The following is a 15,547-nucleotide window of genomic DNA, read 5'->3' on the forward strand; positions in this document are numbered from 1 at the left end:
ACACTAAATAGGAGGCAAAATGTAAAACGGCGTGTTCAATTGGGTGAATTTGTCTTTCTCTAAAAAGGGGGGCAGCATGAAATCTTTTGGCGCGATTTTCAAATCTTTAAAATCGCTCAAGCTTCCCGTTTCTTTTGAAACAAAGTATTTATTGGCATACGCTAAAATGGGCGTGTTGTCGTTAAAATCAAAGCCTGTGGTGGAATAGAGTTCAAAGTCATGGATTAAAGCCAAAGTGTGTAAGAAAACATGCGTGAGTTTTAAGCTAGTGAAACTCCCTGGCCCCTTAGCGTAATAAACCCCCTTAATCGCCGGTAAAGCAGGGTTTTTAAAATCTTCAAATAATTGCGAAAAAACTTCCACTAAAGCTTCGCTTGTTTTTAATTTGGAAGTGTAAGAAGCACAAAAAAAATTGTTTTGATACACCCCAAGCAAAACCCCCTCGCCTAAAGAAATAAGCACTAAATCCAATTCCAAAAAATAAACCCTAATTTTAGGATTAAGCGAAAGCCTTTTGCAACGCAAATTCCTTAGCCGGATCTGTAGCGATCAAAACTCCGTAATTTTTAGCGTCCGCTAAAATGGCTTTAACCAACATGGAATTGAGCTTATGACTCCCTGAAAAAGAAGTGTATTTGCCCATCACAGGCATGCCTAAAACCATTAGATCCCCCATAGCGTCTAAAATCTTATGGCACACGAATTCCTTTTCGCATCTCAAACCCTCTTTATTCAAAATGCTGTTTTCATCTAGCACGATACAATTATTCAAACTCCCCCCTTTCGCCAAACCAATGGATCGCAAGTAATTCACTTCTTGCAAAAACCCAAAAGTGCGAGCTTTAGCGACTTGCTCTTTGTAAGCGGTTTTACTAAAGACGAAATGATGGGCTTGCTTAGCGATAACCGGATGGTTAAAATCAATCGTGAAATTCAAAGAAAGTTGGCTGCCTGGCTCAATTTTAACGAATTTATCACCCTCTCTAACCTCAATAGCTTGCTTGATTTCCATCACCTTTTTAGGAGCATCTAGTTCTTTAATCCCTGCTTCATCTAAAAGCATGCAGTAAGTCAAAGCACTCCCGTCCATGATAGGGATTTCTTCGTTATCCACAGAGATCTTAAGATTGTCAATACCATACGCATGGATAGCTGAAAGCAAATGCTCAATCGTAGAAATTCTAGCGTTATCCTTACCCAACACGGTTGCCATTTTGGTATCCACGATGTTTTCAGGTTTTAAGGGGAGCTTCACGCCCAAATCAGAGCGGTAAAAAACAATGCCTTGATTTTCTCCTAAAGGCTCTAAAACAAGCTTCACAGGAACGCCCTTGTGCAAGCCTATCCCTACTAATTCCACAGAGTGGTTAATGGTTGTTTGTTTCATAATACTTCCTTTATGTCTAGTATATCGTCATTTTTAGTGATTATTTTAATATTTTTATTTACCAAAAGCCGTTCAACCTCTTTTAGAGATAAAATTTTATTTTGGAAAACGATTTGAGCACTCTTGACTTCTTTCAAAATCAAACGCTCTCCAAAGCACACAATCGCCCCTTCGCAAACCCCATAAACCGACACACAGCCTTCTGAAATAATCTTGGCTCCATTGTGGATATTGCCCAAAAAAATAAGGTGATTAGCGCTATAAATCTCTTCCCCACTCCTAATATGACGCTCATAAATCGTTGTTTTAGGTTCTGTTTTAGAATGATTTGGTTTTGCATGATCGGTTTCTTCTTTTAAAGACATGGTTTTGATATGACGCCCGTTTAAAGTGCGATTCGTTTCTAAAAACAAAAGCTGGTGTTTGCGCAAAATGGCTTTGACTTCTGGTTCAATATCGTATTTAAATATAATGAGAAAATACTGCAAAAGGGCATGGTTTTTTTCTAAAAATTCCATGACTGCTTCAGGCTCTTGCTTTTCAATTTCAAACGCATGCACATTTTTTTGATTCGTTTTTAACATGACTATCCTTTCATTAAAATCCGTTTGGCTTGCTCTATGGGGGTGATGATATTGGTTTTTATCCATTGCTCATTAAGCCATTCATTAGGCCTAACAAAAACCCCTTGCAAAAGCATCCCTAAATGCAACCCGCTCCCTAATTTCAAACCACTACCCCCCACGCTTTCATCGTCTTTTAAATGAGCTAAAAAAACGCACAAACCTAACCCATAACAATTGATTAAACTATTACCATAAAAATCGAACTCCCCCTTAAAAACCCTCTTCGCAGATGGATCAAACGCTAAAGATAAATCCTTGCCAGGTATCAAATCCACCCCTAAATGCAAGAATTGGAACAACACCTGATTGTCCTTTAAGATACGCCGATTTTCTAAAAAATTGCTTGCCATTTTAAAAGACCCGTTCAAGGGTTTTAGCGCTTGAAAATGAGAAAAATCCTTATAAAAATCCCCTTGCTCTAAAGCGATCTTTTGGATTTTTTCTAAATCTTTTGGGCGTGCGTTGGAAAATCTTTCTAATAAAGTTTGTTCAGTGTGGTTTTGAAATTTTTCTTGCTTTGCAATCTTATCTTTTAAGGCGCTTAAGTCTATATCTTTTTCCCTCACATGACGGGTTTTTCGCTTGAACAATAAAGGGGTGGTATTAGAGTTATAGGCTTTATCTTTAGCGACAATGAACGCCTTAAAATCCTTATTTTTATAAGACCAAGGCACTAGAGCGATAAAAACATTACGCTGTTTGAATTCTAAAAGCCTGAAAGCTTCAAAATCCTTTTTTTTGACGCGCACAAACGCTTGAGACAAATTCTTATCCAAAGCTTCAAAGACAACTATCGCGCTCCCTCCATAAGCGATGCTTGGGGAACGAGATAAAATAGTAATTGAGGGTTTTATCGTATCAACACACACTTCTTGTTTGAAAGACGCCTTATTGCCATTGAAAAAATTAGCGTAACTCCAATCATTAGCTTGAATTTCATACAAAAGGCATTTGTCTTCTAGCCCCATGATTTCAGGCTTGATCAAAGGCACTTCTAAAGACTTGGGTTTATCCAATACCAGATTTTTTTTTTCGTATAGAATCAAATCATCTTGTGTGGTTACTTTTAAATCGTAGCGTTTGATGCCCTTTGGGGCTACTATTTTAATCTTAATGGGTTTTTTTAAATCCCAAAAAAGCGCTTCATCATTGCCATTAAGCGCACCCTCTTTGCTGCTTAAACTAAAACTTAAAGCTTTAGGTTTTGTGATTAAAGCGTTAAAAATCAAATAACCCCCTAAAATTAAAACGACTAACGCTAAAATTTTAAACCTTAACTCCAAGATCAAGCCTTAAAAAATAAACGCATAATTCACTAATAAAAAGCTGGATCGCTTGAACTGGTTGTTAGCCGAAACCAACAAACGCTCATCATCTTCTTTATTTTGATAAATGGCTCCCTCTTCCACTCCCATTCTCAAATAGCTAATCGGTAATTTGGTGCCAATCTCTAAGCGGTGTTTCCTATAAAGCGTTAAACTCACGCCCACATTAAAAGTGTAATCCACTTCAATCAAAGATTTCCATAAAAAATTAGGGCTTGAATAGCCCCCCACTACCAAATTCCTCCCGTTTTGATTAGGCTTGTCTTGATAGAGCATAAGCCCTATCCCAAAACCCGCATAAACGCCTAAAAAATGCTTTTTAGTTTTAAAATCTAAAGGCATATCAAACAATAAATCCGTATTCATAGCCCCTAAAACATAAATAAACGAGCCTACAGGTTGCTTGATTGCATTCTCTTTTAACACCCCTCCCCCAAGCAATAAATCCCCATAAAACCGTGTCCCAAAATAAGGCACAAAGCATTTTTGATACCCGAATTTAACACTAATCATAGAAACAGGAGCGTTAATATTGATGTTATTTTTAAACGCGCTAGGGGCATTCGCGCCGTATCTGTCTAACATCTCCCCTTGATAAGACAAATTAAGTTCCCCATAAGCATACCCACCCCCTAAAAAAACCCCACTCTTATCATCGGCTATGGAAAAAGATTTGAGCAATTTCTCTTTTTTCTTGGAGGAAATTTTAGGATAAGATCGATCAATATATTCTTCTTCAAACTTATCCTTATCCATCTCTTTGGGCGAAACCCCTTTTTCGGTGAGTTGTTGCTTTAAATGGTTTATTTTTTCGTCTAATTGTTGGTTTTCTTCTTCTAAATTGTCATAATCTGTCGCTTGAAGTCCTATAATGAGCGCGATATAAATCAAACAATATTTAAATTTCAACATTTTAGCCTTTACAATAAATAGTTGTAACTAATATAATAAATATTAGTGCTTTTAAAATAATATAAAAAGGTTTGCGAAGTTTCTTTTAAGGGAGGCATTTTTAAGGCTAATTCAAAGCGGTGTTTAAGATTAAGCGTCATGCTCACCCCTAAATTTAACACTAATCCAAAAGCGTTAGGCTGTGAATACCCTTTAATCTCTTTTAAATTTTGATACATCCCATTCCACCCCACTCCAACGCCTCCAAATATCCCTAACGCAAACCTTTTTTCTTTGTCAATAGGCTTATCCATCAATAGATCAATATTCAAGCTTGCGGTTTGATAAGAGGCTAAAGAATCGCTTTTAAACCCTTTCATCGCTCCCCCTAAATATTCCCCATAAAAGCGTAAGGCGCTAATCCCGTTAGCAAAATACTTTTGATACCCGCTCCTTAAGCCATACAACAAAGGAGAAGATTGAATGTTATTTAAAAGTTCAAACTTCTCGTAAGGATGAGCGTTAATCCCTATATCGCCAAGAATTACGCCTATAAAAAAACCGCTCTTATTTTTAGCCATTCGTTGGAATAAGATGGATTCATTCTTTTCATGCAATTCCCCTTTGAGCATGTAAAGCTGGCGTTTTTTCTTATGGATTTCTTCAAGTAGGCTTTTTTCATCAATATTCTTTTTAGCTTCCTTTTCTTCTTCAAGCTTTAGCGTTTGGGCGCGTTTTTCTTCCAAAAGAACGGGGGCGTCTTTAGGGGTATTTTCTTCAGTCATATTCTCTTGAGCCGTATTTTCTTCAGCGCACAAGCCTAAAATAAAACCAAAGCATAAAATGAGATTCCTTATTTTTTTAGAACACATATTGATACCCAATACTTGCTATAGCTCCCCACCAAGTCTCTTTTGAAGAATTAGATTGCAAAAAAGGGAAATTATTCAAAATTTTAAATTCAAATTCAATGCGGTTTTTTTCTAACACCGTTAGAGCCAATCCTGCGTTAAAAGACATCCCCCATTCCGCCGTGTAATTCACCCCATGCGCTACAACCCCTAAACCCAAACCCATATATCCCCCCATATAAAGGTATTTCCCCACAAAGGGTAAGGGAATGTCCAATAAAAAATCCCCATTCAGCATAACCGATTGAAACCCCACGCTCCCAAATCCCGCTTTTTTAGGAGCTCCCCCATAATATTGGATATAAATGCGCCTGCCAATGATATTTGGCTTGACCAAGCGCGCAAAAAACGATGGCCTGAAAGTTTGATAGCCAAAACGCAAGCCATAAGCGAACAAATAATTTAAAATATTCCCCGTGATGCTGGAGCTGTTAGTTCTAACCATGATTTCATGGTTGTAAAAAAACCCAGTATTGATCCCTAAAATAAGCCCGCTTTTAGCGTTCGCCCTTTTTAAGTCTTTGATCAATTCTTCAACTTCTTTATCTTCATAGGCTTTATAATACTTGATATACTTGTAGTATTTTGGGTCTAGGGTGTCATAATCAAGCGCACTCAATCCCGCATAAAACCCCATTAAAAACCATAAAATAATATATTTTTTAAGACCCAAAACCGCCAAATCCCTTGAATTGTTTGTTAAAAGCTTCTTTCAATTATACTAAAATAATTAAAATGACCGGTTAAAATTGAGTAAAATTTTTACCCACCCTAATAAAGTCATGCTACAATGCCACTATATTTAACACTTAGGATTTTCAATGAGCATGCAAACCGCCCCAATTAAAAAAATCACTCTCAACCACCTCCACGCTAAAAAAAATCAAGAAAAAATCATCGCCATCACCGCTTATGATGCGCTATTCGCTCAAATATTTGATCCGCTAGTGGATGTGATTTTAGTGGGCGATAGTTTGAATATGAGTTTTTTCAATCAAAACGACACTTTAAGCGCGAGTGTGGGAATGATGCTCTATCACACCAAAGCCGTGTGCGCGGGCGCTAAGACTCCTTTTATCATCACAGACATGCCCTTTGGAAGCTATAAAGACGAAAAAACAGCCCTAAAAAACGCCATTAGAGTTTATAAAGAAACCCAAGCGAACGCGATCAAACTAGAGGGGGGGAAAGAAAAAGCGAAGCTGGTTAAAACGCTCACTGATGAGGGCGTTATCGTGGTAGGACATATCGGCTTAATGCCCCAATTCGTGCGTCTTGATGGAGGTTATAAGATTAAGGGCAAAAACGAAGAGCAACAAAAAAAACTTTTAGAAGACGCCTTGAGTTTAGAAGAAGCCGGGGCGGGTTTGTTGGTTTTAGAGGGTATAACCACCCCTATCGCTCAAATAATCACGCAAAAAATCAAAATCCCCACGATCGGCATAGGGAGCGGTAAAGATTGCGACGGGCAGATTTTAGTGTGGAGCGATATGTTAGGCTTTTTTGATAGTTTTAAGCCTAAATTCGTGCGAGAATACCTTAAGGGGAAAGAATTGGTTCAAAACGCTATCAAGCAATACGCTGATGATGTGAAAAAGGGAAACTTCCCTAACGAGTTAGAAAGTTATCATTAAATGAAAGAACGGATAGTTAATTTAGAAACTTTGGATTTTGAAACTTCTCAAGAAATGAGTTTGCGCCCTAATCTTTGGGAAGATTATATCGGTCAAGAAAAGATCAAAAGCAATTTGCAAATTTCTATTTGCGCGGCTAAAAAACGCCAAGAAAGTTTGGATCACATGCTCTTTTTTGGCCCGCCCGGTTTGGGTAAAACTTCAATAAGCCATATCATCGCTAAAGAAATGGAAACCAATATCAAAATCACCGCCGCTCCCATGATAGAAAAAAGCGGTGATTTAGCCGCCATTTTGACGAATTTGCAAGCTAAAGACATTCTTTTTATTGATGAAATCCACCGGCTCAGCCCAGCGATTGAAGAGGTTTTATACCCGGCTATGGAAGATTTCAGGCTGGATATTATCATAGGCTCAGGCCCGGCCGCTCAAACCATTAAAATTGATTTACCCCCTTTCACCCTCATCGGCGCTACCACCAGAGCCGGAATGCTCTCTAACCCCTTAAGAGACAGATTTGGCATGAGCTTTAGAATGCAATTTTATAGCCCTAGCGAACTAGCCCTTATCATTAAAAAAGCCGCCGCCAAACTCCACCAAGACATCAAAGAAGAAAGCGCTGATGAAATCGCTAAAAGGAGTAGAGGCACGCCAAGGATCGCTTTAAGGCTTTTAAAAAGGGTGCGCGATTTTGCGTTAGTCAAAAATTCAAGCTTGATGGATTTAGACATCACTTTGCATGCTTTGAAGGAATTAGGCGTGAATGAATTAGGCTTTGATGAAGCGGATTTGGCGTATTTATCTTTGTTGGCTAACGCTCAAGGGCGACCGGTGGGTTTGAACACGATTGCAGCGTCTATGAGAGAAGATGAAGGCACGATTGAAGATGTGATTGAGCCTTTTTTACTCGCTAATGGTTATTTAGAGCGCACCGCTAAAGGCAGAATCGCCACGCCTAAAACCCACGCGCTTTTAAAAATCCCCACTTTAAACCCCCAAACTTTATTTTAATCTTGTTTAGAAAGAAAATTACACTACAATAACGATAAAATTTTAAAGGGTGTAAAAGTAGATTATTATGTTTGGCATGGGCTTTTTTGAAATCCTTTTGGTGTTAATTGTAGCGATTATTTTTTTAGGGCCAGAAAAATTCCCCCAGGCGGTCGTGGATATAGTGAAGTTTTTTCGCACGGTTAAAAAAACGCTCAATGACGCTAAGGACACTTTAGATAAAGAAATCAATATTGAAGAAATCAAAAAAGAAACCCTAGAGTATCAAAAGCTCTTTGAAAATAAAGTGGAGAGTCTTAAGGGCGTTAAGATTGAAGAATTAGAAGACGCTAAAGTAACTGCAGAAAATGAGATTAAAAGCATTCAGGATTTGATGCAAGATTACCAACGCAGCTTAGAAACCAACACGCCCCATAACCATTTAAATGAAGAAATTTCAAGCGACAAATCTCCTAAAGAAGTCAAATCGGCAACCGACAACAACACCAAAGAACACGACAAAGAAAAAGAGCATGTTTGAAGATTTAAAACCGCATTTACAGGAATTAAGAAAGTGTTTGATGATTTCTGTAGGAACGATTCTAGTGGCGTTTTTGGGGTGCTTTCATTTTTGGAAAAGTATTTTTGAATTGGTTAAAAATTCTTATAAAGGCACACTCATTCAGCTCTCCCCTATTGAAGGGGTCATGGTAGCGGTTAAAATCAGTTTTTCAGCCGCTATCGTCATTTCCATGCCCATTATTTTTTGGCAATTATGGCTCTTTATCGCTCCAGGGCTTTACAAGAATGAAAAAAAAGTGATTTTGCCTTTTGTGTTTTTTGGGAGCGGCATGTTTTTGATTGGAGCGGCGTTTTCTTATTATGTGGTGTTCCCTTTCATCATTGAATACTTAGCCACTTTTGGGAGCGATGTGTTTGCGGCCAATATTTCTGCGTCCAGTTACGTGAGCTTTTTCACGCGCTTGATTTTAGGCTTTGGCATGGCGTTTGAATTGCCTGTTTTGGCGTATTTTTTGGCTAAAGTGGGCTTGATTACCGATGCGAGCCTGAAAGCGTATTTCAAATACGCTATTGTAGTGATTTTTATTGTAGCAGCCATTATCACTCCCCCTGATGTGGTGAGTCAAATCTTTATGGCGTTGCCCTTAGTGGGGCTTTATGGGCTTTCTATTTTGATCGCCAAAATAATCAATCCGGCTCCCAAAGATAATGAAGAAGATAGCGAAAATAACGCCAAAGAGCATACAAAGAGCGAGTCGTAGTTGAAAGAATTTGATTTAGAAAGCTATGATTATGATTTGCCTAAGGAATTGATCGCAAACTACCCCATTTTGCCCAAAGAAAAGGCTAAGTTACTCGTATATGAAAGGCGTTCGCAAAAAATCACGCACACCACTTTTGAGCATGTTTTAGATTTTTTCCCTAAAAACGCCCTTGTGGTGTTGAACGACACTAAAGTGATTAAGGCCAGGCTTTTTGGATCTAAGCATGCCTTTTTGCCATCAAAAACGACCGAAGTGTTTTTCCACCGCTTTTTTAAAAATAATACCGCTATAACTCAAATCAAGGGCAAGATCAAAGTGGGGGACAAAATCTTTTTTGATGCACATTATCACGCTGAAGTTTTGGAATTGCTTCATAACGGCCAGCGTTTGATCGCTTTTTATGGCAATCAAACCCCCTTAAATCAAGAAAATATCCTAAAACTTTTAGAGCGATACGGGCATATGCCCTTACCCCCTTACATTAAAAGAGCCGATGAAAGTTTGGATGCGCATGAATACCAAAGCGTGTTCGCTAAACACATGGGCGCGGTGGCTGCCCCTACAGCGTCATTGCATTTTTCTCAAAATACCTTAGAAAAATTATTGAAAAGTTTCAAGCACGCTTTTTTAACCTTGCATGTGGGGGCTGGGACTTTTCTTGGTGTAGAAACTAAAGATATTAGAGAGCATCAAATCCATACAGAAGTTTTACGCATTCCTAAAAAGAGCCAAGAAATTTTGCAAGAATCCCAAGAGATTTTATGCATCGGCACGACCGCTTTAAGGAGCGTGGAATACTTTAAGCGTTTAGAAAACCCTAATCAAGAGGCGTTTGAATGCGATATATTCTTGCATCTTGCTAATCCTATTTTGCATGTTAATTGCTTGCTCACTAATTTCCATTTGCCCAAATCAAGCCTTTTAATGCTTGTAAGCACGATGATAGGCTTAGAAAAAACCAAAGAAATCTATCAAATAGCCATAGAAAAGAAGTATCGTTTTTATTCTTATGGCGATGGGATGCTGATTTTATGAACCCCTTATTGCAAGACTACGCGCACATCCTTTTAGAATGGAATCAAACGCACAACTTGAGCGGCGCGAAACGTTTAAGTGAGTTAGAACTCCAGATCACAGACGCTCTAAAACCCTTAGAATTTATCAAAGATTTTAAAAGTTGTTTGGATATTGGGAGCGGGGCGGGACTTCCTGCTATCCCTTTAGCCCTTGAAAAACCTGAAGTAAAATTCATTCTTTTAGAGCCAAGAACAAAAAGAGCGGCTTTTTTAAACTACCTTAAAAGCGTTTTGCCTTTAAAAAATATTGAAATCATTAAAAAGCGTTTAGAAGATTATCAAAATCTTTTACAAGTGGATTTAATCACTTCTAGAGCGGTCGCTAGCTCTTCTTTTTTGATAGAAAAAAGCCAACGCTTCCTAAAAGATAAGGGGTATTTTTTATTCTATAAAGGCGAGCAGTTAAAAGATGAAATCGCTTATAAAGACACTGAATGCTTTAGGCATCAAAAGCGTATTTATTTTTACAAATCAAAGGAAAGTTTATGTTAAGAATTTTAATCCCCTTACTCATTATTGTGTGGGTTTTATGGCGTTTGTTTTTGAGGCAAAAACCCCTTAAAGACAACCACTCTTATACGCAACAAACCCCTAAAGAATTAGAAGATCACATGATTGTATGCTCTAAATGCCAAACCTATGTCTCTAGCAAAGACGCTATTTATAGCGGGGCGGTGGCGTATTGCAGTGAAACTTGTTTGAATAATAAAGGATAAATATGCTTATTTTAGGACACCCTTTAATCCCTAGCGATCGTTTTGTTTTCATTAAAAACACCGATGGCATTCATTCTAGCACCAATAACGATATAGTGTGTTTTGAAGCGAACCCAAAAAATTTGGAATTAGCCCAATATTGCTGTGAAAATAGCGTCAATTTTAGCGTGATCTTTTTATCGCACAAAATAGAGACAGACACCTTTTTTTTATTCAACGCTTTCAAACCGCTCTATTGTATTTTTAAGGATATTAAACAAGCCACACTCGCCCAACAACATGCCACTAATTACTTATTAGATAGCAAAATTTTGTTTTCTATGGATTTAAACGACACAGAGTTGTGGGAAATTTGCGCTAAAAGTCAGATTGATGGCGTTATTTCTAAAGATTCACTCCTTTTAAAATAAGCCCTTTTTAAACAAATCTTAGTTATAATAATCCCTTTTAAGGGGAGATGTCCGAGTGGTTGAAGGAGCACGCCTGGAACGCGTGTAAGGTGCAAGCCTTCGAGGGTTCGAATCCCTCTCTCTCCGCCATTTAAAAATGCCACGAATGCGAAACAAAAAACAAAAAGCTCCTTTCAAACAGACTGCGCCTTTCAGGGGTTAAAAAGATTTTCATGCCAATTTCTACATCCACCTTATGATACAAAACGATCGTGCGAAACTGCACCCCAAATTTCCCGATAGCCCTGAAATAAGTGTTATGAAAATTGAAATCTTTTAACGAATCCCAAGTATTCACCACCAAATCTTTGACTTTATTGTTGAGTATCCATGTGTTAGCGGCCAGTTGCAAGCCAAAGAAAAAAGCCCAGCGGTTGATAGGGTTTTTAGCGTAGGCGACCATGAAATCCCCTCCCACCCCATAAGTGAACATGTTCGCTTGTAAAGTAGAGTCATTATTAAAAAGCACATTACCATAATCTATAAAGAAATAATACCTAGAATAAGCCCAATCGTTTTTAGGATTCACTTCATAGCCTTGAAGGATTGAAGCCCCTTGTAAAAGCTTGTTGGTGTTTAAAGGGCGCATAAACACCGTGCCTATTTGATAAGAAGAAGACATATAACTCAAATTTTCAGCATTTAAAATATTTAAAAAACTCATACTCAGTATTAAAATTCTTAAATAATACACTTACTTGTAAAATCCTTGTCTTTCTTTTTTCAAACCATCCAATGACCCTTTATCGCACTCAAAGAGTTATTTTATTACTTTTAGGCTATTATCATAGCAAACAAACTGAATTTTTTTACAAATAAGAACGCTCATTGAACGCTCCATTTAGCCAATGATTATTGTCGGTCAAGGTAATTTTAATCAAAACATGCTATTATTTGGAACGATTTATTATTATAAGGCGTTAGAGACGCTTTGGCTGTTTAAAAAGAGCCTAATTTAAATGCAATCTTAAAAGGAGAAGCGCTTTGAAACTACTGGTAGTAGATGATAGCTCAACTATGAGGAGAATTATTAAAAACACGCTTTCACGCTTAGGCTATGAAGATGTTTTAGAAGCTGAGCATGGGGTGGAAGCTTGGGAGAAACTAGACGCTAATGCGGACACTAAGGTGCTTATCACAGATTGGAACATGCCTGAAATGAACGGGTTGGATCTCGTTAAAAAGGTGCGATCCGATAGCCGTTTTAAAGAAATCCCTATTATTATGATCACCACAGAGGGCGGTAAGGCTGAAGTTATTACGGCTTTGAAAGCGGGCGTGAATAACTACATTGTGAAGCCTTTTACCCCCCAAGTTTTGAAAGAAAAATTAGAGGTTGTTTTAGGGACAAACGATTGAGTGTTAAAGCCAATGTATTATGAATTTTTCTTTATCTTCCCTAAGGAGCGGGAGCTTTTTGAAAGCTTTCTTTTAGACACCACGCATCTAGCCTTAGAAGAATCAAGCTTAGAAAATTTAAAAGCGTTTGACGATAAAGAGAGCATTGGATTTATAAGCCAATCTAATTGGCATCATTTCGCCACTCATGACCCTTTAAAAGAAAATTTAAAAGAAAAGCCCCCACATCTCAAAAATTTCGTTATTTTACGCTCTCAAAAGGATTTGAACGACTCGCTCATTCCAGCATTAGAAGCGTTTTGTTTGAGCTTAAAACAAAACCTGCAAAGTGAGTTTGATTTTTTCTATCTTTCACGCAATCTGGCTTCAAAAGATTGGCTAGAAGCCTACAAACAAGCTATTTTGCCGGTGCAATGCGCTAAATTTTACATACACCCTAGCTGGCATCAAAAACCAAGCCATGTCGCTACAGATGATAGCATAATGATCGATCCGGCTCTTGCCTTTGGATCAGGCCATCATGAAAGCACTTCTATGTGTTTGGAATTGCTCTCTAGCCTTGATCTAAAACGCAAAAACGCTTTAGATGTGGGCTGTGGGAGCGGGATTTTAAGCATCGCCTTAAAAAAACAAGGCGTTAGCGCTTTGATCGCTTGCGATACGGATAGTTTAGCCGTTGAAGAAACCCTAAAAAATTTTAACTTGAATCAAATCACCCTATTAGCGCAAGATAAAATCATTTATGGCTCTACGCAAAAAATTAAAGGGCGTTTTGATATTATTGTAGCGAACATTGTCGCTGATGTGATTAAGAGTTTGTATAGTGAATTTGTGCGGCTTTGTAACCACACTCTTATTTTATCAGGGATTTTAGAAACCCATTTAAACTCTGTTTTACAGATCTATTATAATGGATTTGAGGTTTTAGAACAACGACAGCGTAACGGATGGGTCGCTCTAAAATTGCTTAGAAAACAACCAATAAATTAAGGATTATAATGAAACCAACGAACGAACCTAAAAAACCTTTTTTTCAAAGTCCCATTATCCTTGCGGTTCTTGGAGGGATTTTACTCATTTTTTTTCTGCACTCTTTCAATTCTGATGGCAGTTTTTCGGACAATTTCTTAGCTTCTAGCACTAAAAATGTGAGCTACCATGAAATCAAACAGCTCATCAGCAATAATGAAGTGGAAAATGTGAGTATCGGTCAAACTTTGATCAAAGCCAGCCATAAAGAGGGCAACAATCGTGTGATCTATATCGCTAAACGAGTGCCTGATCTAACCTTAGTGCCTTTGTTAGACGAGAAGAAAATCAATTATTCTGGTTTTAGCGAGTCTAACTTTTTTACGGACATGTTAGGGTGGCTCATGCCTATTTTAGTGATTTTAGGGCTATGGATGTTTATGGCAAACCGCATGCAAAAAAATATGGGTGGGGGTATTTTTGGCATGGGGAGCGCGAAAAAACTCATTAACGCTGAAAAACCCAATGTGCGTTTTAATGACATGGCAGGCAATGAAGAAGCCAAAGAAGAAGTGGTAGAAATCGTAGATTTCTTAAAATACCCCGAACGATACGCCAATCTAGGGGCTAAAATCCCTAAAGGCGTGTTATTAGTAGGGCCTCCAGGAACCGGTAAAACCCTTTTAGCCAAAGCGGTAGCCGGCGAAGCGCATGTGCCGTTTTTCTCTATGGGAGGGAGCAGTTTCATTGAAATGTTTGTGGGCTTAGGGGCAAGCAGGGTTAGGGATTTATTTGAAACCGCTAAAAAACAAGCCCCTAGCATCATTTTTATTGATGAAATTGATGCCATAGGCAAGAGCAGAGCGGCTGGAGGCGTAGTGAGCGGGAACGATGAAAGAGAGCAAACCTTAAACCAACTCTTAGCCGAAATGGATGGTTTTGGGAGCGAAAACGCGCCTGTGATTGTTTTAGCCGCAACGAACCGCCCTGAAATCTTAGACCCAGCCTTAATGCGTCCAGGGCGCTTTGACAGGCAGGTTTTAGTGGATAAGCCTGATTTTAATGGCAGGGTAGAAATCTTAAAAGTGCATATTAAAGGCGTGAAACTCGCTAATGATGTGAATTTGCAAGAAGTCGCCAAACTCACCGCAGGGCTTGCAGGAGCGGATTTAGCGAATATCATCAATGAAGCCGCGCTTTTAGCAGGAAGAAACAACCAAAAAGAAGTCAGGCAGCAGCATTTAAAAGAAGCGGTTGAAAGAGGGATTGCGGGGTTAGAAAAGAAAAGTAGGCGCATCAGTCCTAAGGAAAAGAAAATCGTCGCCTACCATGAAAGCGGGCATGCCGTGATTTCTGAAATGACTAAAGGGAGTGCTAGGGTGAATAAAGTTTCTATCATTCCAAGGGGCATGGCGGCTTTAGGCTACACCCTTAACACGCCTGAAGAAAACAAATACTTGATGCAAAAACACGAACTCATCGCTGAAATTGATGTGCTTTTAGGCGGGAGAGCGGCTGAAGATGTCTTTTTGGAAGAAATTTCTACCGGTGCGAGCAACGATTTAGAAAGAGCGACTGATATTATTAAAGGCATGGTGAGTTACTACGGCATGAGCAGTGTCAGTGGGCTTATGGTGTTAGAAAAGCAACGGAGTGCCTTTTTAGGAGGTGGTTATGGAAGCAGTAGGGAATTTAGCGAAAAGACTGCAGAAGAAATGGATCTTTTCATTAAAAATTTGCTAGAAGAGCGCTATGAGCATGTCAAACAAACCTTAAGCGACTACAGAGAAGCGATTGAAATCATGGTCAAAGAATTGTTTGACAAAGAAGTCATTACAGGCGAAAGGGTGCGTGAAATCATCAGCGAATACGAAGCCGCCAACAATTTAGAAAGCCGTTTGATCCCTTTAGAAGAGCAAGCGAGTTAA

19 protein-coding genes and 1 tRNA gene are annotated in these 15,547 nt (G+C 38.6%); 12 read left to right on the forward strand and 8 right to left on the reverse strand.

The genetic code is table 11. The annotated features are described in order from the left end of the window. Positions 1–3: 3 nt before the first annotated feature. Genes DV63_RS16825 through DV63_RS16855 form a run of 7 tightly spaced genes read right to left on the reverse strand, consistent with a single transcriptional unit; the run spans position 4 to position 5,813 of the window. On the reverse strand, positions 4–477 hold the full coding sequence (locus tag DV63_RS16825) for a hypothetical protein (protein WP_031202953.1): 474 nt from the start codon (positions 475–477) through the stop codon (positions 4–6). 22 nt (positions 478–499) lie between these two features. After that, positions 500–1,387, reverse strand: coding sequence for a UDP-3-O-acyl-N-acetylglucosamine deacetylase (gene lpxC, locus DV63_RS16830; protein ID WP_000815235.1), 888 nt, complete (start codon positions 1,385–1,387; stop codon positions 500–502). After that, the gene (gene minC, locus DV63_RS16835) at positions 1,384–1,971 is read right to left on the reverse strand and encodes a septum site-determining protein MinC (protein WP_000921084.1); all 588 of its coding nucleotides are present in this window, start codon (positions 1,969–1,971) and stop codon (positions 1,384–1,386) included. Before minC ends, lpxC begins: the two co-directional genes overlap by 4 nt. A gap of 2 nt (positions 1,972–1,973) precedes the next feature. Beyond that, a complete protein-coding gene (locus DV63_RS16840) occupies positions 1,974–3,296 on the reverse strand; it encodes a M23 family metallopeptidase (protein ID WP_000423110.1) in 1,323 nt (440 codons plus the stop codon). A 9-nt stretch (positions 3,297–3,305) separates the two neighbouring features. Then, the gene (locus DV63_RS16845; protein WP_000911205.1) at positions 3,306–4,250 is read right to left on the reverse strand and encodes an outer membrane beta-barrel protein; all 945 of its coding nucleotides are present in this window, start codon (positions 4,248–4,250) and stop codon (positions 3,306–3,308) included. A gap of 8 nt (positions 4,251–4,258) precedes the next feature. Next, entirely contained in the window at positions 4,259–5,101 is an 843-nt protein-coding gene (locus DV63_RS16850; protein WP_017179844.1) for an outer membrane beta-barrel protein, read from the reverse strand. Continuing rightward, positions 5,091–5,813, reverse strand: a complete 723-nt coding sequence (locus DV63_RS16855; RefSeq protein ID WP_031202961.1) for a hypothetical protein — start codon at positions 5,811–5,813, stop codon at positions 5,091–5,093. The genes DV63_RS16850 and DV63_RS16855 overlap by 11 nt, the downstream gene beginning before the upstream one ends. 148 nt (positions 5,814–5,961) lie before the next feature. Here DV63_RS16855 and panB point away from each other — a divergent pair, with 148 nt between their 5' ends. The 9 genes from panB to DV63_RS16900 all read left to right on the forward strand — a co-directional run bounded on the left by panB (position 5,962) and on the right by DV63_RS16900 (position 11,381). After that, on the forward strand, positions 5,962–6,774 hold the full coding sequence (gene panB, locus DV63_RS16860) for a 3-methyl-2-oxobutanoate hydroxymethyltransferase (RefSeq protein WP_000062649.1): 813 nt from the start codon (positions 5,962–5,964) through the stop codon (positions 6,772–6,774). Then, positions 6,775–7,785, forward strand: a complete 1,011-nt coding sequence (gene ruvB / locus DV63_RS16865) for a Holliday junction branch migration DNA helicase RuvB (RefSeq protein ID WP_000664455.1) — start codon at positions 6,775–6,777, stop codon at positions 7,783–7,785. Between the two features lie 67 nt (positions 7,786–7,852). Continuing rightward, positions 7,853–8,305 carry a Sec-independent protein translocase protein TatB gene (gene tatB, locus DV63_RS16870; protein WP_000467509.1) on the forward strand — a complete coding sequence of 151 codons (453 nt, stop codon included), beginning with the start codon at positions 7,853–7,855 and terminating at the stop codon, positions 8,303–8,305. After that, positions 8,298–9,047, forward strand: a complete 750-nt coding sequence (tatC, locus tag DV63_RS16875; RefSeq protein WP_000461147.1) for a twin-arginine translocase subunit TatC — start codon at positions 8,298–8,300, stop codon at positions 9,045–9,047. The genes tatB and tatC overlap by 8 nt, the downstream gene beginning before the upstream one ends. Then, positions 9,048–10,085, forward strand: coding sequence for a tRNA preQ1(34) S-adenosylmethionine ribosyltransferase-isomerase QueA (gene queA, locus DV63_RS16880; protein WP_000657331.1), 1,038 nt, complete (start codon positions 9,048–9,050; stop codon positions 10,083–10,085). Beyond that, positions 10,082–10,618, forward strand: coding sequence for a 16S rRNA (guanine(527)-N(7))-methyltransferase RsmG (rsmG, locus tag DV63_RS16885; protein ID WP_001068792.1), 537 nt, complete (start codon positions 10,082–10,084; stop codon positions 10,616–10,618). Before queA ends, rsmG begins: the two co-directional genes overlap by 4 nt. Beyond that, positions 10,612–10,842 carry a PP0621 family protein gene (locus DV63_RS16890; RefSeq protein ID WP_000944428.1) on the forward strand — a complete coding sequence of 77 codons (231 nt, stop codon included), beginning with the start codon at positions 10,612–10,614 and terminating at the stop codon, positions 10,840–10,842. Before rsmG ends, DV63_RS16890 begins: the two co-directional genes overlap by 7 nt. 2 nt (positions 10,843–10,844) lie before the next feature. Next, the gene (locus DV63_RS16895) at positions 10,845–11,252 is read left to right on the forward strand and encodes a hypothetical protein (RefSeq protein ID WP_000906106.1); all 408 of its coding nucleotides are present in this window, start codon (positions 10,845–10,847) and stop codon (positions 11,250–11,252) included. Positions 11,253–11,293: 41 nt separating this feature from the next. Further along, positions 11,294–11,381: transfer RNA gene (locus DV63_RS16900), tRNA-Ser, on the forward strand. Position 11,382: 1 nt separating this feature from the next. On the opposite strand, the gene DV63_RS16905 is transcribed toward DV63_RS16900, so the two are convergent. After that, the gene (locus DV63_RS16905) at positions 11,383–11,955 is read right to left on the reverse strand and encodes an outer membrane protein (RefSeq protein WP_001879972.1); all 573 of its coding nucleotides are present in this window, start codon (positions 11,953–11,955) and stop codon (positions 11,383–11,385) included. 320 nt (positions 11,956–12,275) lie between these two features. Here DV63_RS16905 and DV63_RS16910 point away from each other — a divergent pair, with 320 nt between their 5' ends. Genes DV63_RS16910 through ftsH form a run of 3 tightly spaced genes read left to right on the forward strand, consistent with a single transcriptional unit; the run spans position 12,276 to position 15,547 of the window. Continuing rightward, positions 12,276–12,650, forward strand: coding sequence for a chemotaxis response regulator CheY (locus tag DV63_RS16910; protein WP_000772151.1), 375 nt, complete (start codon positions 12,276–12,278; stop codon positions 12,648–12,650). Between the two features lie 12 nt (positions 12,651–12,662). After that, complete coding sequence (gene prmA / locus DV63_RS16915; protein ID WP_031202973.1) at positions 12,663–13,640, forward strand: 50S ribosomal protein L11 methyltransferase; 978 nt, start codon at positions 12,663–12,665, stop codon at positions 13,638–13,640. 8 nt (positions 13,641–13,648) lie between these two features. Then, complete coding sequence (gene ftsH, locus DV63_RS16920; protein ID WP_000805251.1) at positions 13,649–15,547, forward strand: ATP-dependent zinc metalloprotease FtsH; 1,899 nt, start codon at positions 13,649–13,651, stop codon at positions 15,545–15,547.

This window comes from Helicobacter pylori FD535, from assembly GCF_000296015.2.
In the GTDB taxonomy this organism is placed as follows: Bacteria; Campylobacterota; Campylobacteria; order Campylobacterales; family Helicobacteraceae; genus Helicobacter; species Helicobacter pylori_CT.